Below are 19,216 nucleotides of genomic sequence, written 5' to 3' on the forward strand. Positions count from 1 at the left end.
AGCGTGGCAGCTTCCTACCCTCGCAGGCAGTTTCCCACCAACTACTCTCGGCGTGAAGAAGCTTAACTTCTGTGTTCGGCATGGGAACAGGTGTATCCTTCTTGCTATCGCCACCACACTTATGAGAACTTTGCGCTCTCAAAACTGGCTATCATTGTTGCTGGTTTGCTTTGCTGAGAATCGGCGTATTTCATCGAAACGCGTTCACCGGCGCAGAAGCCTGCGTGTAAGGACCTTGGCCGCCATGGCAAAGACCGCCATAACGTCCAAGCCCGCTTACACTCCGGCTTCTAACCGCGCCGCTTCACGCTCTACTTGGTTAAGTCCTCGACCGATTAGTACTGGTCCGCTCCATGCATCGCTGCACTTCCACTTCCAGCCTATCTACCTGATCATCTCTCAGGGGTCTTACTTCCATATAGGAATGGGAAATCTCATCTCGAGGGGGGCTTCACACTTAGATGCTTTCAGCGTTTATCCCTTCCGTTCATAGCTACCCAGCGATGCGCCTGGCGGCACAACTGGTACACCAGCGGAACGTCCATCCCGGTCCTCTCGTACTAAGGACAGCTCCTCTCAAATTTCCTGCGCCCGCGACGGATAGGGACCGAACTGTCTCACGACGTTCTGAACCCAGCTCGCGTACCGCTTTAATGGGCGAACAGCCCAACCCTTGGGACCGACTACAGCCCCAGGATGCGATGAGCCGACATCGAGGTGCCAAACCTCCCCGTCGATGTGGACTCTTGGGGGAGATAAGCCTGTTATCCCCAGGGTAGCTTTTATCCGTTGAGCGATGGCCCTTCCATGCGGAACCACCGGATCACTAAGCCCGACTTTCGTCCCTGCTCGACTTGTCAGTCTCGCAGTCAAGCTCCCTTCTACCTTTACACTCTGCGAATGATTTCCAACCATTCTGAGGGAACCTTTGGGCGCCTCCGTTACATTTTAGGAGGCGACCGCCCCAGTCAAACTGCCTACCTGACACTGTCTCCCGCCACGATCAGTGGCGCGGGTTAGAGTGTTCATACAGCTAGGGTAGTATCCCACCAACGCCTCCATCGAAACTAGCGTTCCGATCTCTACGGCTCCTACCTATCCTGTACAAGCGGTACCAACACTCAATATCAAGCTACAGTAAAGCTCCATGGGGTCTTTCCGTCCTGTCGCGGGTAACCCGCATCTTCACGGGTACTATAATTTCACCGAGTCTCTCGTTGAGACAGTGCCCAAATCATTACGCCTTTCGTGCGGGTCGGAACTTACCCGACAAGGAATTTCGCTACCTTAGGACCGTTATAGTTACGGCCGCCGTTTACTGGGGCTTCAATTCTGGGCTTCGCTTGCGCTAACTCATCCTCTTAACCTTCCAGCACCGGGCAGGCGTCAGCCCCTATACATCATCTTTCGATTTAGCAGAGACCTGTGTTTTTGATAAACAGTTGTTTGGGCCTATTCACTGCGGCTGACCTTGCGGTCAGCACCCCTTCTTCCGAAGTTACGGGGTCATTTTGCCGAGTTCCTTAACGAGAGTTCGCTCGCTCACCTGAGGATACTCTCCTCGACTACCTGTGTCGGTTTGCGGTACGGGTAGTTTATTTCTCACTAGAAGCTTTTCTTGGCAGTGTGACATCAGGAACTTCGCTACTTTAATTTCGCTCCCCATCACCGCTTGTCCTTATGGTCGCAAGCATTTCACTCGCCACCAGACTTGCGGCTTGGACGCACTTTTCCAGCCGTGCGCTTTCCTTAGCCTCCTGCGTCCCTCCATCGCTTAAACAAAATAAACTAGTGCAGGAATCTCAACCTGCTTGTCATCGACTACGCCTTGCGGCCTCGCCTTAGATCCCGACTAACCCTGGGAGGACGAGCCTTCCCCAGGAAACCTTAGTCATACGGTGGATCAGATTCTCACTGATCTTTCGCTACTCATGCCGGCATTCTCACTTCTAAGCGCTCCAGCCGTCCTCACGATCGACCTTCAACGCCCTTAGAACGCTCTCCTACCGCGCACCCTGACGGGTGCACCCACAGTTTCGGTATTATGCTTAGCCCCGGTATATTTTCGGCGCAGTGCCACTCGACTAGTGAGCTATTACGCACTCTTTAAATGGTGGCTGCTTCTGAGCCAACATCCTAGTTGTCTGTGCAACGCCACATCCTTTTCCACTTAGCATAAATTTAGGGACCTTAACTGGTGATCTGGGCTGTTCCCCTTTCGACAATGGACCTTATCGCTCACTGTCTGACTCCCGGAGTAAGATCGATGGTATTCGGAGTTTATCTGAATTCAGTAACCCTTGATGGGCCCCTAGTTCAAACAGTGCTCTACCTCCATGATCCATCCTCCGAGGCTAACCCTAAAGCTATTTCGGAGAGAACCAGCTATCTCCAAGTTCGTTTGGAATTTCACCGCTACCCACAACTCATCCCAGCATTTTTCAACATACATGGGTTCGGTCCTCCAGTGTGTTTCACCACACCTTCAACCTGGTCATGGGTAGGTCACTTGGTTTCGGGTCTACATCTGCCTACTCATTCGCCCTGTTCAGACTCGCTTTCGCTCCGGCTCCGACTTTTCATCTTAACCTCGCAGGCAAACGTAACTCGCCGGTTCATTCTACAAAAGGCACGCCATTACCCCTTAACGGGCTTTGACTAATTGTAGGCACACGGTTTCAGGAACTGTTTCACTCCCCTTCCGGGGTGCTTTTCACCTTTCCCTCACGGTACTGGTTCACTATCGGTCACTAGGGAGTATTTAGCCTTGGGAGATGGTCCTCCCGGATTCCGACGGAATTTCACGTGTTCCGCCGTACTCAGGATCCTGGACGGAGGGTCCGCCGTTTCGCTTACAGGGCTTTCACCTTCTATGGCGCAGCTTTCCAGCTGACTTCGACTACGTCGAACTTTGGTAACTCCAATGTCCAGTCCTACAACCCCGAGAAGCAAGCTTCTCGGTTTGGGCTCTTCCCACTTCGCTCGCCGCTACTATGGGAATCGAGTTTTCTTTCTCTTCCTGCGGGTACTGAGATGTTTCAGTTCCCCGCGTCTGCCGCCAACAAGCTATGAATTCACTTGCAGGCAATACACTGATGTGTACTGGGTTCCCCCATTCGGAAATCTCCGGATCAAAGCTTACTTATAGCTCCCCGAAGCATATCGGTATTAGTTCCGTCCTTCATCGGCTCCTAGTGCCAAGGCATCCACCGTGCGCCCTTTGTAACTTAACCTGTACTGACTTGCGTCAGCGGTTATGCGATGCGAATTTCTATATTAGAAACTCATACAAATACGCTGTGTTCTCGGCAATTTAAAACATTTACAACAATGATATCCAGTTTTCAAAGAACAAAGTCGCCGACTTGCGTCGGTGAATTGGCCTGATGGCCAATGGAGGATAACGGGATCGAACCGATGACCTCCTGCTTGCAAAGCAGGCGCTCTCCCAGCTGAGCTAATCCCCCATAAGGGTTGTTCAATTAACAAGCGAACGCTTGATGGGCCTAGATGGACTTGAACCATCGACCTCACGCTTATCAAGCGTGCGCTCTAACCAACTGAGCTATAGGCCCGATAGGCGTAAAAAGAGAGGTCGTCCCCTCAAAACTAAACAAAGTTTCGTGTGTGCAGGTTTCCGTCAGACTTTAAGTCTGTTTCCTTAGAAAGGAGGTGATCCAGCCGCAGGTTCTCCTACGGCTACCTTGTTACGACTTCACCCTAATCATTTGTCCCACCTTAGACGGCTCGCTCCCTAAAAGGGTTACGCCACCGGCTTCGGGTGTTACAAACTCTCATGGTGTGACGGGCGGTGTGTACAAGGCCCGGGAACGTATTCACCGCGGCGTGCTGATCCGCGATTACTAGCGATTCCGACTTCGTGTAGGCGAGTTGCAGCCTACAGTCCGAACTGAGAATGGCTTTAAGAGATTAGCTTGACCTCGCGGTCTCGCAACTCGTTGTACCACCCATTGTAGCACGTGTGTAGCCCAGGTCATAAGGGGCATGATGATTTGACGTCATCCCCACCTTCCTCCGGTTTGTCACCGGCAGTCTTACTAGAGTGCCCAACTGAATGCTGGCAACTAGTCATAAGGGTTGCGCTCGTTGCGGGACTTAACCCAACATCTCACGACACGAGCTGACGACAACCATGCACCACCTGTCATTTTGCCCCCGAAGGGGAAACCTGATCTCTCAGGTGATCAAAAGATGTCAAGACCTGGTAAGGTTCTTCGCGTTGCTTCGAATTAAACCACATGCTCCACCGCTTGTGCGGGCCCCCGTCAATTCCTTTGAGTTTCAACCTTGCGGTCGTACTCCCCAGGCGGAATGCTTAATGCGTTAGCTGCGGCACTGAAGGGCGGAAACCCTCCAACACCTAGCATTCATCGTTTACGGCATGGACTACCAGGGTATCTAATCCTGTTCGCTACCCATGCTTTCGAGCCTCAGCGTCAGTTACAGACCAGACAGCCGCCTTCGCCACTGGTGTTCTTCCATATATCTACGCATTTCACCGCTACACATGGAGTTCCACTGTCCTCTTCTGCACTCAAGTTTCCCAGTTTCCGATGCGCTTCCTCGGTTAAGCCGAGGGCTTTCACATCAGACTTAAAAAACCGCCTGCACTCGCTTTACGCCCAATAAATCCGGATAACGCTTGCCACCTACGTATTACCGCGGCTGCTGGCACGTAGTTAGCCGTGGCTTTCTGGTTGGATACCGTCACGCCGACAACAGTTACTCTGCCGACCATTCTTCTCCAACAACAGAGTTTTACGACCCGAAAGCCTTCTTCACTCACGCGGCGTTGCTCCATCAGACTTGCGTCCATTGTGGAAGATTCCCTACTGCTGCCTCCCGTAGGAGTTTGGGCCGTGTCTCAGTCCCAATGTGGCCGATCAACCTCTCAGTTCGGCTACGTATCATCGCCTTGGTGAGCCGTTACCTCACCAACTAGCTAATACGCCGCGGGTCCATCCAAAAGCGATAGCTTGCGCCATCTTTCAGCCAAGAACCATGCGGTTCTTGGATTTATGCGGTATTAGCATCTGTTTCCAAATGTTATCCCCCACTTAAGGGCAGGTTACCCACGTGTTACTCACCCGTCCGCCACTCGTTTTAAGTTGAATCACAGTGCAAGCACCGTTCATCGACCAAAACTCGTTCGACTTGCATGTATTAGGCACGCCGCCAGCGTTCATCCTGAGCCAGGATCAAACTCTCATATAAATATGAGCTGTTCGAATAGCTCGATTTGTTGTTCTAGCGAATTGACTTCGCAAATGTTACTTTTTGCCTCGATACCGGAGTATCAAGGACCCTGCACATTTAAACGAAACTTTGTTCAGTTTTCAAAGGACGACCTTGTCAAAAGACAACTTTGATAGATTATCATGACCAGCAAATCATGTCAACAACTTTTTGAATAAACATGCATTTGTTGAATGTCCTGATGTGCTACCAATTTGACAACGAAGAATATGATAGCAACTTTGTTGAACGCCGTCAATACTTTTTAAATGAGGTTTTACTAAGAAATTGAAGGCCGAACATTCAATCAAAAATGCAGCGAATTATTAACAATTCGCTGCATAAACATGCACTTTTTCAATTAGTCTTCTTGTTTGATGACAGTTTGGCCATGCATGTAAGGAACTAAGACATCTGGAATCTTAACGGTGCCGTCTTCTTGTTGGTAATTTTCAAGAATGGCTGCTACCGTTCGGCCAACTGCCAATCCTGAACCGTTGAGTGTGTGGACAAACTGCAACTTGCCTTCGTCGTCGCGATAACGGATCTGCGCACGACGCGCTTGAAAGTCTGTGCAATTGCTGCAGCTCGAAATTTCTCGGTATCGGTCTTGCGCTGGCAACCAGACTTCAAGGTCATTTGTCTTTGCACTGGTAAAGCTGGCGTCGTTGCTGGCTAACGTGATGACATGGTAAGGCAATCCAAGCTTACGCAACAGATCCTCAGCGTCATGAATCAGATTGGTTAACTCTTTCCATGAATCCTCTGGTTTACAGAACTTCACCATTTCAACCTTATTAAATTGGTGCATGCGGATCAAACCACGAGTATCACGACCGGCGCTTCCGGCTTCGGAACGAAACGCTGGCGTTAAAGCCGTAAAATTAATTGGCAGTTTATCCGCATCGATAATGTCACCACGATAATAGTTTACCAATGGCACTTCGGCTGTCGGAATCATAGTTAATGGCTCGCCGTCATTTGTAATGGTGTAAGTAGCATCGGTAAACTTAGGGAACTGGCCAGTCCCAAACATGGAATCGTTGTTAACCAAGTAAGGGGGAATGATTTCCTCGTAGCCTTCCTTTTGATGTTCATCTAAAAAGAAATTGTAAACGGCACGTTCTAAACGGGCTCCTGCCCCTTTATAGTAAACAAAACGGCTGCCCGAAACTTTTGCGGCTCGTTCAAAGTCCAAAATACCCAGACTCTCCCCGATGTCCCAGTGATGCTTCGGCTTAAAGTCAAAACTTGGGATCTTACCCCATTTGTATTCTTCCCGGGAGTCATCTTCATTAAGTGACATTGGTACGTCATCTGCCGGAAAATTCGGTAACCGCACAAGAATATAAGTCACTTTGTCATTAAGTGCCGCCAATTCTTTGTCTAAAGCACTGATCTTCTGGCCGACTTCACGCATCGCTGCAATTTGGTCATCCGCATTTTCTTTGTTGCGCTTCATGACGGCAATCTTCCCGGAAACTTCATTACGTTGGGCTTTTAGTTCCTCGGTTTGCACTGTCACTTTTCTGCGCTTTTCATCTAGAGCCAGTAGCTCGTCGATTTCTTCACCCTTAATCGCCCGGGCGGCTAATTTCTTCTTCGCCCATTCAGGCTTTTGCCGAATCAATTTCAGATCTAACATACTTTTCCTCCCTCATCATTTTGATGTATCTGACACGTCAAAGTTTGCCTTGCCGCGTTTGCCGGCGAAGCGCCGGTTCACGCTCAACACAAAAAGCCCTTCATCTCCAATGGGACGAAAGGCTTCTTTCCGCGGTACCACCCAAGTTTGGCGTAGAACGCCACCCTCTTAGCCGATAACGGTCGGCTTCCGTGCAGCTCATCACTGCCCACTCATGCGCTGGAATAAGGATGATTGTCAGCTTGCACCAACCGCTGGCTCTCTAAAACATCCACTTAGGCGCTTCAGACGTGTTAACTATACATTGCTAAAATACCGCATCTCGACATAGGATACAAGAAATTTTCGGATTTTTAGGATGAAGATTTTCGGATTTTTAGGATGAAGACGTACCCTACTCCAGTCAATTGAACGGATTGCATCGCGTTCTAGTAGATAAACCGGGCTTCTTTGAGCATCTTTTCATCCCAAAGTTCACGTAGCAAACTATAAAGCTGGCCGTAGTGGTCATTGGTGACATTGATGTGCCACGGGAAAATCTGCGTCTTACCGACATTGTCTTGAATGAGCCCTACCGAAGTCGTGATGACCAGATCAACATCCTTGAGATTAGCATCAGGCGACGCTAACTCAACGAACGGGACTGCATGCAAAAACGCCAAGAGATCGATATATCCAGTCATTGTTTGTTCGATAATCGGAGCAACCAACACTTTTTTGCGTGGCTGAAATTGAACTACAAGTTGATGCAGGCTGCGATAAAATGCCTCTGTCAAAACTTCTCGGCAATTTCGAAACGATGACAGCTTCTTGCGCCCAATCACTTCGTCAAGCGTGACCTTAACCTGTTGGTAAAATGCCGGATCATCCTTGGTTTGCTGAATGTTTGAACTGAACTCGGCTAACAAACTGGTCGTAAAATCCTTATTAAACGCCAGCACACTCACCGTCACACTTAGCATATTGACGAATAGCAAACGGTAAGTATCATCGGGTAGGTGAATATCACGCTTGAAGCTGTATGGAAAATGCTCGAAAAATCCACTGATCAGTTGATAAATCTCGGGATTATAGTTGTTATAGCGCTCGATCATCCGCTTTTCAACTTGCTCATCCGTGATAATATATAGCGGTGCAAAATTAAATAGAAAATAAAGCGCGTCACTTTCGCTCTGTTGCTGCTGGGTGGTCAAATGCTCAAATTGTTTTGATTTATCCAGTAGTCGCGAGGCCGCGTCGCTGAATAAATTGGGAACCGGGTAATGCAGCACCTCCGATTGCGAATCGTGCACCAAAATGTGGCCGCTTAAAATGCGCTGATGGGAAATCGCCACATAATACATTAGTAACTCACGCGTGATGGTGTTGACCTTGCCGCTATCGAAGACGACCAGTAAGCCATCTAGAATCTGGCCAGCTTGCTGGTGCGTTAAATTTTCAAAAGGCCACGCCACGCCATTGGTTGCCAACCAATAAGCAATTGTCATAAACAGCCGGATATTTAATTCCGGGCCGGTAAATGATAGTGTTTCATACGAGAACTGCACTCCGCTTTGCCGCGCATAACCCCGAAGCGCCTTTAAATGGCGCAAAACCGTGGCTTTAGAGCTATCGCAGGCTTTCAAAAAATCATCAAGGTTCTCATACCGTTGATATAAGACAGCGTCTAAAAATTTGTATGGATGTGATTGGGCAACAAGATGATAGCGAAATTCGTCAGGTGGCACCGCAAATAGTGTTTTCACCGAACTATGGTGCCGGCCAAGCATTGCCTGTAATGAACTAATCAGGCCGTTATAAGTATTATAGACGCTGCCATAATTGCGGTTCGTAAGTGCCGCTATCTGTTTGAGATTAACCTCACTTACCAAGGGCCGATGACCACGATAAGCCGCTAATTTTGCCGTAACTGGTGTCTGCGCTTCCCGTACCTCGATAATGGTACGAAACAACCCCAGTTTCTCAGCGTCAGACATTGACAAAAAAATATCATGATTGTCTTTCATAAAATCTCCCTACTTCAGATAATTTACCCCATTTCCCATGATTATACTTCATCGAACATACAGCGTCAGGTTTCAAGCTCGGCACAAAGCTTGTCTATACCATTTTTATAGCAGTTTCTTATCTTAACAGATGGTTTTACGCATGTTTAAAGTTCAATAGTTCACTAATAAAACGTCATACTCGTCATTCTTTGTTATAATTGATATTGAAGCGAACAAAATTGTCTTCAGATTGGGGGATCACGATGCTTTACGAACAAACTTTTCTTGACCGTGCTGATTTCCAAAAATACCAAATGTTTTCAGCTATCAAGGATAGTAATGTCCAAACTTACACCATTAATACCCTCAGTCGGCACCTAGACCTTTCTTATCAGCAGGGCTACAACATCTTACAGGAACTCTTTCGTGATTTAACCGAATTAACGGCGCATCCGGAAAACCTTAAACGTAAACAAATCAACCTTTTAATGGAAATCGACGTAACGGTTGATGATTATCACCTTTATTTGCTAAAACATGCGATTGCGTTTCAATTTGTTGACTACATTGTTCAGGCTAATCATCCCTCTACCGAGCAGTTTTGCCGGGCCCATTTCATCAGCCGCTCGACGTTGGTGCGGAAAACCGTCGCCTTGCGCGCACTGCTCGAACGGTTCCAAATCAAGTTGTCCTTTAGTGATTTGTGCTTTATCGGTGAAGAAAGCCGAATCAGGCTGTTTCTGTTTGATTTTTACTGGCTAGGTTACCATGGTGTTGACTGGCCATTTAAAGTCTTGGATGAAAAGCAAATCGTCAAAGAATACATGGCCTTACCCAACGCCAAAACCAATCCGGTCGATATTCTTGAAGAGATCCTCTTTTGGGCAATTTGTCGGGTGCGGATCAGTGGCAACCATTTTGTTACCGGCAACGAACCGTTTGACCGGATCTTCAAGGATTACCCACCATTTCAGCATTCCGTTTATACGCAAGAAATGTTCCCGGCGTTCAATAAACAATTCATGAAAGCTGAAAATGATTTCTTCTATTTTCAGCAACATCGAACGATCACCTTCTTACCTGACACACCAGCCGACAAAGACTTTATTCATTATGTTCTTAAGCAAAAAACGATTACGGCGGATTTCGTGAAACGACTTTTGGCCTTCTTAGGTGATCATATTCGGCATCACACCGTCTTTGACCTTCAGCATGAACAAGGCTTAATCCTCAATTTAACCCGAATCGCCTTGAACAACGAAATCTTGGGCGGCGACTTCATGCATTTAGTCGACTTTTTCAATCCCCGCGCGCTGAATTACACCAAAACCAATCTTTATCAAGGACTCGAGGAATTTATTGCCACCCTGCCTGATACGCCTGCATATCGGCATTTTCTTGGTCAGCAGCATCTATTCTTACGGACACTTTACTATTTGTTGACACCTTATCTGCGCTACTTCGCCGAAACGCCTACCGTACGGGTCAGATTGGCCTATCTTGATCATAATTTGCTGAACCGGCGCCTCGTCAATTTCCTATCCGATCTGCCAATGGTCCACTTATTGCCAGAACGTGCCGTTTTCAAAACAGCGGACCTCGTCATTACCAGCGTCGATAATGAGCAGGCCATCAAAGCCGCTGCGCCTGCCGGTTTTCACGGGCACATCATTTTGGACAGCCGAAGACAGCGATGACGCCATCTTCCAACTGTATTTGTTGATTCGCCGCTTGTACCTAAAGAAAACCGACGCCTCGTTATCAGCCCAAAATGTCGATCCCCCTTCGTAGGCTCCCGTCGTTCGAATAAATTTTGACAGTTAACCATCAAAAAACGGCTCTAAAACGCAGCAATTTGCGTTTTAGAGCCGTTTTAGTTTAGCGAGAATTCATAACTATGGCGAGAAAAGCTGCAGTCAGAAAGCCAATCAGGTAACCCGTTAATTACGCTCACTTGGTCGCCTGATGCTCGCGGTGAGGTGAAAGATCGACTTTTTCTAGCGGAATCAGTTTGGTCTTATGCTTCACCTTGTACCAAACAAATAAAACGATAAAAAGTGGAATCGACATGTAGGAAATCAGTAGGCGTCCCCATGCAAAATGTTGCACCGCTTGCAAATCCTGACCCACAATCACAATTAAGCTCATGATAATCGCCAAAATCGGGCCAACCGGGAACCATTTTGCATGATATTTTAACTCATGAACATCATGCCCTTGCTTCACAAACGCACGGCGGAAGCGAAAATGCGACACCGCAATCCCAAGCCACGCTAGGAATCCGGTCAGACCGGATGCGGCGACCAACAGTTGGTAAACATGGGGTCCCATGATGCTGGTTAAAAATGTCAAACCACCGACCAGCGTCGTCAGTAGTAAGGCTGCAATCGGAATACCGCGCGTATTCGTTTTTTGAAAAACGCGTGGCGCAAATCCGGATCCGCCCATGGCCCACAACATTCGGGTTGAAGCATACATGCCGGAATTGGCAGACGATAAAACCGATGTCAGAATCACGGCGTTCATCACGCTGGCCGCTCCGGCGAGGCCAATTCGATCAAAAACCAGCGTAAACGGAGAAATTGCCACTTGATCAACACTGGCGCCTAACAGGTTCGGACTGGTATAAGGAATGATGGCGGCAATGACAGCGATAGACAAAATATAGAACAATAAGATCCGCCAAAACACCTGCTTAATCGCCTTGGGAATGCTGGTTTCCGGGGTGGCACTTTCGCCCGCCGTAATTCCGATTAGCTCGGTACCTTGAAAAGAAAACCCTGCAACCACGAAAACCGCTAATGTTGCCGGTAACCCACCAACAAACGGCGCCGCCCCGGTCGTATAATTTTTAAAGCCGATGGGACCGTGTCCGCCCATGATCCCCAGAATGGTCAACAAACCTACGACCAGAAAGACCAGGACAGTGATCACTTTGATTAATGACAGCCAATATTCGGTTTCGCCAAACGACTTAACGGAAATAATGTTAATCGTAAAAATGAGCGCCAAAAAGCCCAGCGAAAACAGCCAGCCCGGCACATCCGGCAACCAGAAGTGCATCACAATGGCCGTTGTTGAAACATCGACGGCAACGGTGATCGCCCAGTTAAACCAGTAGTTCCAACCTAAGGCAAAGCCAAACGCCGGATCAACAAACCGGCTGGCGTACTCTGAAAAGGAACCGGATACCGGCACATAGGTGGCCATTTCGCCTAAACTGGTCATCAGAAAGAACACCATTAACCCGATACCAATATATGCCGCGATAGCGCCGCCCGGGCCGGCAGTTGCAATCGCGCTGCCGCTGGCGACAAAAAGTCCGGTGCCAATACTGCCGCCGAGAGCAATCATTGAAAGATGCCGGGTTTTGAGTTCTCGCTTTACCTGATTCGTTGCTGACTTTGCCACAAATGTACTCCTTTGCTGAATGGGTGAGATGTTAAACGTTGGGTTTGTTACGGTTACAGGGCGTTTAAGCACCAAAAAAACCGGTGGGTGTCAGTAACTAACCCATCGGCTTATTCTACTTCTCGTCATGAATAAACGTGATCCGATTTGTTAGCGCCCCGCGATAGTCGCGACAGTCCAGCAGATGTTATCCACTGACCCAACACCGCCTTACTGAACTAAGCCGGCATTTCGGCACCTTTCCCTTTAACAACTGCGCATCTGGCGTTCAGGCCATTGCAGTTGCGACTGATGAGCGGTGCGACCTCTAATCTTGATTATGGTTCACGTTATCATGTCTTGTTTCTAACGGCAACCGGCTCTCACCCGGTTTTAACTCAATTTTCAGCTTTGCGGATGTCATCGACTAAACTAGCCGTGTCAAAGTGCTGCTTTAAGAACGGTTCGTCATCGGTTGGCAAGTGTAACTGAAAGTCGCTAAACTTTTGTAAAAATAATTCGCCACTGTCGAGCTCAAATCCGAGAATGTGCCCGCCCATGTGATGATCAGCCGACAAAAAGTGCAAATGGAAACCCGGCGATACCGCACCGGCATAAAGATCCGGTGAAAAGTACCCGATCAGCGTGCCTTTGACGTTATCGGCATGGAATTCTTTTTGGCCCGAAGCCGTCTCTGTCAACGTCGGGTAAGGAGGTTGTTGCGGCAACACAGCGCGCGTGTGCATTTGCGTGAAGGTCCCTTCGACCCTAACTGCCGCAAAAAGATTGCTCGTTTGTAACCGATCAAGAACCGCTTTCTGAAACCCGGTCAGATCCAACCCCTGAAGCTTCCCGGCCGAAACATCGTCTTGATAATGAACATTCGCAAACGGCACTTTCTCATCCGCTGCAACTTCACGAACAGTCCCCTGTGCATTCACCTGATAAACTTTGCCGGCTTGAATAATCAACTCGCCATCAAGGCCGGTCAACGTGCCAATACCAGTGTCACCGTGTTGCAACAACGCTTCAATTGTCTGCGTTCCGGCAAACAAACCAGGCACTAACATTGCCAGTGTCCCATGTTGATACAATCGATCCGTTTCCAAAAAGAAGTCCCTCCTTTTGCGCAGGGTTGGGCCTGCAGCCGCCCAGAATCAACCTGCCGCCAACGATTAATAAATCTGGTCAGGCAGCATTGCCGCGCCGAGTTCCGCATTGTCGGAATAATCGACCGGAATGTCAACCAGCACTGGCCCTTTAGTCGCAAACGCTTCATCAAGCACCTTGCCAAGTTCACTCGGTTTATTGACCCGCAGACCCTTGGCACCAAAAGCTTCTGCATACTTCACAAAATCAACCGGACCAAAGTCGACACCTGCTGCCCGACCATATTTCATCTCTTCTTGGAATTTTACCATATCATAATGGCCATCGTTCCAAATAATATGAACCAAATCAGCCTTCAAACGAACGGCTGTTTCTAGCTCTTGCCCCGAGAAAAGGAAGCCGCCATCGCCTGACACTGAAACTGCTTTTTTGCCCGGACGTACCAAAGTCGCCGCAATCGCCCAAGGTAAAGCAACCCCTAGCGTCTGCATCCCATTGGAAAACAGCAAGTGGCGCGGTTCGTAACTCCGAAAATGGCGGGCCATCCAGATATAGTGACTGCCGACGTCCACAGCAACTGTCATATCGTCAGTCACGCGTTTTTGCAATGCGGCCACAATACTGAGCGGGTGTAAGACTTTTTGATCTGAGAGGGCTGGCGGAACATCACTTTCCTGTAATTTGGCCTGTAACTCTGTGAGATACTGCTTGCTTTCAGGCGCAACCTGATAACCCCGCAGTAACGGGACTAAAATATCGAGTGTCTGGGAAATATCACCAATCAGCTCTGTTTCTGGCTGGAAGTTATGATCGATTTCCGCTGGCACATCGTCAATGACGATGATGCGCGACTTGCCATCCGCGTTCCAGTTACGTGGTTCGTATTCAACCGGATCATAGCCGATCGCAATGACAAGATCGCTGTGTTGCAATAACATATCCCCCGGTTGGTTGCGGAACAAACCCACCCGGCCAAAGAAATTGTCGATTTGGCGGTGAGAGATAATACCTGCACCTTGGAAGGTTTCAACAACCGGCAACTCGGTGACTGACAACAACTCGCGAATCTCTTCGGTTACGTCGCTTGATGACGCGCGCATTCCCAAAAGTAAGACAGGCAGCGATGCCTCTTTAATGGCATGCGCCAGGTAAGTCATATCACTAGGACTCGCCGGCCCTAACTTTGGCGCCACCAGCGGCTTAATCGGTTCCGAGTTCACCGGTGAATCAGTGACGTCTTGAGGAATCGACACGAAGCTTGCCCCTTGCTTGCCGGATTCCGCGGCTTGATAAGCATTGGCAATGATTTCACTAACATTGTCCGGATCCTGCACTTCAGCGGCATATTTGGTAATCGGCGCAAAAAGATCGGCGTTACGCATGCTTTGGTGGGAACTACGCAACAGATCCGCCCGCTTTACCTGACCAGACAAAGCCAAAACCGGATCACCTTCAGCGGTTGCGGTCACCAGGCCAGTTGCCAGGTTTGAAGCACCTGGTCCGGAAGTTGTCAGGACAACGCCGGGTTTGCCAGTCAAACGCCCGATCCCGGCAGCCATGAACGCAGCGTTCTGTTCATGCCGTGCCACGATTAATTGCGGACTCTTTTCCGATTTGGGATGCTCCAAGGTTTCAAAAACCCGGTCGATTTTGGCGCCGGGGATACCAAAAACATAATCAATCCCGTGATTTGCCAAACTTTCGACAATTAAATCTGCGCCATAGCGCTTCTCTTCTGCCATTTCGCCACTTCCTAAATTATTGATGTGTTTCATAATACGCTTTTTGTGTTCCGTTTCAAGCCTAGTTTTTTTGAAAAACACTGACTAAACAGAAATGTTCTGTTACATATTTTTCATCAATCTGTATCAATTATAAAATTGGTCGAGTCGGTCGGGAGTCACTTAGCTGATGTTTTTTAGCATCATCTTGATTTTAAACGAAACGGCATAAACTTTGCTTAAAAACTGCTCACAAAGTGCCGTGGGGACGGGTCAGATTATTTGTTTGCTTACAGGTGTTCTATTTTAGGGCAATTAACGGCCAAACTCCGGTTTCTATAACGCGCTCAACGGCGCAGAAGCCTGCACATAAGGACCTCGAGCCAAAATGGCCAAAGACCAGCCATTTTGGCTCGAGGCCACTTATGCTCCGACTTCTTACCGCGCCGGTTCACGCTCATCAAAAAAGCACCGCCACAATAGGCGATGCCAACTCAATCATACAACTTCCAAATAACGACTGCTTTCAAGACTGCATGGAACGACTGATTTTGCCGATGCCGGTCTTGGGGTCTGTCATTTTCATATTAAAACCGAATTTCGTGAAAATGTGGCGTAACTTGGCTAAGTTAACTTTATCAAACGAACTGATCGTGCCGTCGACTAAACCGATATCGGCTTTCATCGCCAAGTTAAGAAATGCTTTTAACGCCAGCTGTGCTAGGCCCAGATTCTCAAAATCGTAAAAAGCCAGCCGACTTTCAGAACCCAGTGTTTCCAAGACGGTGATGTGCATCACATTATCCCAGCGATTGGTTTCAAACAGGAGCTGTGCTTGATAATCCGCTTTCGAATGGCCATACTTGTCAACATTTTCAAATGGTGTGTAGACGTAAATCGAGTTCGTTTTTTGCTTTTGTTCGTCGGATTTAAAGTCAGTGAACACAATATATTGGCTCACTTTCTTTTGCGCCGGATCCTGCGGCTGATTCATGCTTGACAACACGGTGAACTGCGGATCGGCTTCGATTGCTGCAAGCCGCTTCTTATAGGCCTGCTGGTACTCTGTTTGCACAGTCATTTTGAAACCTCCAGACTATTACTCGTTTTTCATTATAGCATTTTTCAATCCGATGCCTACACAAAAGAAAAAAACCGCGTTGAATTCACCCGGCTTTCAAAAACTGATTAAAGAAAATCCTCATTTTTCAAACTGTTTCGGCAAAAGTCGAAAGTACTGTTCATCGCGCGGCTGGTGCTCGGTTAACCCTCGTGGCAACGGCACCTCAAACTGAAAAATAAAGCCTAATCTTTTTAATAAATGAATGGACGCATGATTGCCAGGAAAAACGCCTGCCCAGATGGCCTTGATGCCATGAGCAAATTGATCAGCGATGACAAGCTGCAGGCCCTCGCGCATAAGTCCTTGATGCCAAAAATCAGGATTAAGGATATACCCGATCTCACGCGTCATGTCATCACCTGTTTCCGGCGACAAGGCACGGGGATAGACGCCAATATTGCCAATCACATGCATTTGGTAAACCAACGCCAGATCCTGCTGCTCGCGGGCGAAGCGTTGAACATGATTGGCCGCCGCCTCCCGCGTCAGTAAAGGTGTCATCCCCGCGGCCATGGTCACCTGTTTCAGTCTGGCATAAGCAAAATAATCATCCGTATCTGCCAGTACAAAAGGGCGAACTGTCACCCGTGGTCCTTGTAACATGGTTCCTCCCCCTGACGCTTGTCTCATTTAGTGGAAAATTTTTTCCATTTATTGAGATGAACGTCCTTCCCATTTGAATTAAAGCCTGCATTTTCTTCGGCGGCAAACTATTTATCTTTTCATATTATCGAGTATTCGTGACGCGAAGACAAGCCCCGCCCATTGTGACTCATGCGGTCGCGCAACCATGCACAAGCATTTTATGCTGGATGAACGTTGCTTATCAGTAAAATAAAGTTGTTATCTGAAAATAATTCAATATAACAATCAGACAAGGCGATGCTCGATTTACTAGCAAACCTCACCCGCGTCTGACATGCAGCGATAAATGTGATCGCACTCGGTGGCACCTGTTGCCACCTACATATTACAGACAAAAGGTGAGGACACATGAAAAAGCTTGTACGTAACATTTTGTTACTTTTTATATTCATGGCTTTTATCTGGCCACTCCGCATCGTCAACGCCGCAGTTGCGCCAAAATTCACCGTCACGCCGATTTTACCGGCTAATCAACGTCAGACAGTTACTGGCTATTTTGACTTGGAGGTTCAACCCGGTCAGCAAGAAGACTTACAATTGCGGATCGCCAATCAAACTGATGAAACCCAAACGTATACGCTTGCCGCAAATCCTGCTTACACCACCAATAGTGGCATGATCGCCTTCGATCAGAGCCGGCCGTCGTTGGATCAAAATGCCATTCGCCTGAATACGTTGATTAAGGGACCGACCTCGGCTACGATTGCCGCGGGAAGCAACCAGGTGGTCACCTACCATTTGCAGTCCCCAACTACGCATTTTATTGGCATTATTTCTGGTGGCTTTTATGTTTTGCAAAAAGGCGGCACAGCGGCGACGTCATCAACTGGCGGCGTCCGATTCACAGATCAGTTTGCAATTGGCATCCCAATTATCTTACGGCAGGATCTGAAAACCCCTAATCCGCCACTGTTGGAACTCACAAAAGCCAGTATTGGGACTGCCAACCATTATCCGGTGGTGAACGCCAACATTTATAATCCTTCAAGCAATCAGTTTGGCGAAATCGCGACTGATTATACGTTATTCCCAACAGGCGGGAACAAGGCCGTATTGACCGGACATTTTGCCGGCTTGGCGGTTGCGCCGCATTCCCGCTTCACGCAAAGCATTCCACTAAACGGCAAGCAATTGCAGGCTGGATCTTATACCTTAAAGTGGACAGCGAAATCCGGTTCGTATACTTGGAGCAAGCAGGTTAATTTTCGGTACAACGGCCACCTGCCAAGCAATGCCATCGTCTCCCGACCGCAGACCCCTGCTGCGTCGCAAAACAGTTTAACCCTTCCTTGGATTATCGCCGGTATCGCAACAGGATTGCTCATCATTATCCTGGGTATTTGGCGCTGGACGGTCGTTCGACACAAGCAAAATCAGTAGAAAAGCGTGCCGTTACTGCTTCTTTGGCTTATGATAAAGGTAGCGCACAAACACCGGCCTCAAGGCATCATGGTTTTAGCGATTGCTTAAGACCGGTTGTATTGACTGCCGCATAATTGAAACATGGTAGCGCCAAGAACGCGTCCGCAGTGCTGTTTATTGCCGGAGATTTAGCAAAACTGTCCGGGTTTTGGTTACGCGCTTGGTAACCGGGCTGGCTCGCGCTCACCATAACGCGCTCCCCGGCGCAGAAGCTTGCGTGTAAGGACCTTGAAGCCTAAATGGCCAAAGCCCAGCCATTTAGGCTTCAAGGCCACTTACACTCCAGCTTCTAACCGCGCCGGCTCGCGCTCACCATGTTTGAAGGAGGAGTTTCCCATGTCAAATAACCGCATGCTTGGTAATGAATTTCAAACCGCTTATGAAGATGCCGGCGGGACGGATATTTTAAAGTTTTTGGCGGATGTCAAACAGGCTTACCGCTGCATTAGCGATCTGACCGCGCGGATTACGGCGATGCCGGATTCGGTCAAAACCGAGTCGGTTCCGCAGCTCTTGGTTCAGCAATTGGATCAGACCACGTTTGCCGAAAGTTCCGTTCGCAAATGGGAAGATGATTTGCGGCGATTTGCTGCTTATTTAACGCCGCTGGAACCGCCAATTGCGATTCTTGACAGCTGGGACACACTCACTGATTTTCTCGAAGCCAACCAGGCATTGCTAAGTTCATTGCAAAATGTACCGTTATTGCACCAAGACACACAGGATGTCAAAACGGCCACTCAGCTGCTGGTTTATCCGGCCGAACCGCTTTTCCAAGTTGTGCAAGCCGATACCGGTGAAAGTGACGCTATTGATTTACCTGGGTTAACGGCTGCTGATCCCGATGGTGTGGCTGAAATTGCTAAAACCCATGGCGTGACGCCACTTGCCGCCTTTACGGTTCAGCCTTGATTTT

The 19,216-nt window shown here is 48.4% G+C and carries 9 protein-coding genes, 2 tRNA genes, 3 rRNA genes, 1 pseudogene and 1 riboswitch; of the genes and pseudogenes, 3 read left to right on the plus strand and 12 right to left on the minus strand.

The features are described 5' to 3' along the window. Window position 1: 1 nt before the first annotated feature. The 7 genes from rrf to LHUE1_RS00035 form a co-directional block, all read right to left on the minus strand. A 5S ribosomal RNA gene (rrf, locus tag LHUE1_RS00005) occupies window positions 2–118 on the minus strand. Window positions 119–315: 197 nt separating this feature from the next. Beyond that, a 23S ribosomal RNA gene (locus tag LHUE1_RS00010) occupies window positions 316–3,233 on the minus strand. A gap of 161 nt (window positions 3,234–3,394) precedes the next feature. Beyond that, window positions 3,395–3,467, minus strand: a tRNA-Ala gene (locus tag LHUE1_RS00015). A gap of 34 nt (window positions 3,468–3,501) precedes the next feature. Continuing rightward, window positions 3,502–3,575: transfer RNA gene (locus tag LHUE1_RS00020), tRNA-Ile, on the minus strand. A 90-nt stretch (window positions 3,576–3,665) separates the two neighbouring features. Next, window positions 3,666–5,235 (minus strand): 16S ribosomal RNA (locus LHUE1_RS00025). The 16S, 23S and 5S rRNA genes sit together here with 2 tRNA genes alongside, the layout of an rRNA operon. Before the next feature lie 382 nt (window positions 5,236–5,617). After that, entirely contained in the window at window positions 5,618–6,901 is a 1,284-nt protein-coding gene (gene serS, locus LHUE1_RS00030; protein WP_049172621.1) for a serine--tRNA ligase, read from the minus strand. A gap of 428 nt (window positions 6,902–7,329) precedes the next feature. Beyond that, entirely contained in the window at window positions 7,330–8,907 is a 1,578-nt protein-coding gene (locus LHUE1_RS00035; protein WP_049172620.1) for a helix-turn-helix domain-containing protein, read from the minus strand. A gap of 245 nt (window positions 8,908–9,152) precedes the next feature. Here LHUE1_RS00035 and LHUE1_RS00040 point away from each other — a divergent pair. Beyond that, a pseudogene (locus LHUE1_RS00040) lies at window positions 9,153–10,680 on the plus strand (helix-turn-helix domain-containing protein). A gap of 159 nt (window positions 10,681–10,839) precedes the next feature. Here LHUE1_RS00040 and LHUE1_RS00045 read toward each other — a convergent pair. The 5 genes from LHUE1_RS00045 to LHUE1_RS00065 all read right to left on the minus strand — a co-directional run bounded on the left by LHUE1_RS00045 (window position 10,840) and on the right by LHUE1_RS00065 (window position 16,836). Beyond that, window positions 10,840–12,300 (minus strand): amino acid permease, encoded by a 1,461-nt coding sequence (locus LHUE1_RS00045; protein ID WP_277848359.1) that lies wholly within the window; start codon window positions 12,298–12,300, stop codon window positions 10,840–10,842. Between the two features lie 143 nt (window positions 12,301–12,443). Next, window positions 12,444–12,618: riboswitch (Lysine riboswitch) on the minus strand. A 59-nt stretch (window positions 12,619–12,677) separates the two neighbouring features. Further along, on the minus strand, window positions 12,678–13,388 hold the full coding sequence (gene budA / locus LHUE1_RS00050) for an acetolactate decarboxylase (RefSeq protein ID WP_049172613.1): 711 nt from the start codon (window positions 13,386–13,388) through the stop codon (window positions 12,678–12,680). A 66-nt stretch (window positions 13,389–13,454) separates the two neighbouring features. After that, window positions 13,455–15,131 (minus strand): acetolactate synthase AlsS, encoded by a 1,677-nt coding sequence (gene alsS / locus LHUE1_RS00055; RefSeq protein WP_049172611.1) that lies wholly within the window; start codon window positions 15,129–15,131, stop codon window positions 13,455–13,457. Window positions 15,132–15,636: 505 nt separating this feature from the next. Continuing rightward, window positions 15,637–16,191 (minus strand): hypothetical protein, encoded by a 555-nt coding sequence (locus LHUE1_RS00060; protein ID WP_010491332.1) that lies wholly within the window; start codon window positions 16,189–16,191, stop codon window positions 15,637–15,639. Between the two features lie 120 nt (window positions 16,192–16,311). After that, the gene (locus LHUE1_RS00065; protein ID WP_049172609.1) at window positions 16,312–16,836 is read right to left on the minus strand and encodes a GNAT family N-acetyltransferase; all 525 of its coding nucleotides are present in this window, start codon (window positions 16,834–16,836) and stop codon (window positions 16,312–16,314) included. 390 nt (window positions 16,837–17,226) lie between these two features. Here LHUE1_RS00065 and LHUE1_RS00070 point away from each other — a divergent pair, with 390 nt between their 5' ends. Both LHUE1_RS00070 and LHUE1_RS00075 read left to right on the plus strand, forming a co-directional pair. Next, window positions 17,227–18,258 carry a DUF916 domain-containing protein gene (locus LHUE1_RS00070; RefSeq protein ID WP_049172607.1) on the plus strand — a complete coding sequence of 344 codons (1,032 nt, stop codon included), beginning with the start codon at window positions 17,227–17,229 and terminating at the stop codon, window positions 18,256–18,258. A gap of 378 nt (window positions 18,259–18,636) precedes the next feature. Next, window positions 18,637–19,212, plus strand: a complete 576-nt coding sequence (locus tag LHUE1_RS00075) for a hypothetical protein (protein WP_025013110.1) — start codon at window positions 18,637–18,639, stop codon at window positions 19,210–19,212. Window positions 19,213–19,216: the final 4 nt, after the last annotated feature.

Source organism: Lacticaseibacillus huelsenbergensis (assembly GCF_029726355.1).
In the GTDB taxonomy this organism is placed as follows: Bacteria; Bacillota; Bacilli; order Lactobacillales; family Lactobacillaceae; genus Lacticaseibacillus; species Lacticaseibacillus casei.

Bases quoted from the DNA above. Each gene is read 5' to 3' on its own strand.
- alsS (WP_049172611.1), bottom strand. From the start codon at position 15,131: ATGGCAGAAGAGAAGCGCTATGGCGCAGATTTAATTGTCGAAAGTTTG.
- LHUE1_RS00065 (WP_049172609.1), bottom strand. From the start codon at position 16,836: ATGTTACAAGGACCACGGGTGACAGTTCGCCCTTTTGTACTGGCAGAT.
- LHUE1_RS00070 (WP_049172607.1), top strand. From the start codon at position 17,227: ATGAAAAAGCTTGTACGTAACATTTTGTTACTTTTTATATTCATGGCT.
- LHUE1_RS00060 (WP_010491332.1), bottom strand. From the start codon at position 16,191: ATGACTGTGCAAACAGAGTACCAGCAGGCCTATAAGAAGCGGCTTGCA.
- LHUE1_RS00075 (WP_025013110.1), top strand. From the start codon at position 18,637: ATGTCAAATAACCGCATGCTTGGTAATGAATTTCAAACCGCTTATGAA.
- LHUE1_RS00035 (WP_049172620.1), bottom strand. From the start codon at position 8,907: ATGAAAGACAATCATGATATTTTTTTGTCAATGTCTGACGCTGAGAAA.
- serS (WP_049172621.1), bottom strand. From the start codon at position 6,901: ATGTTAGATCTGAAATTGATTCGGCAAAAGCCTGAATGGGCGAAGAAG.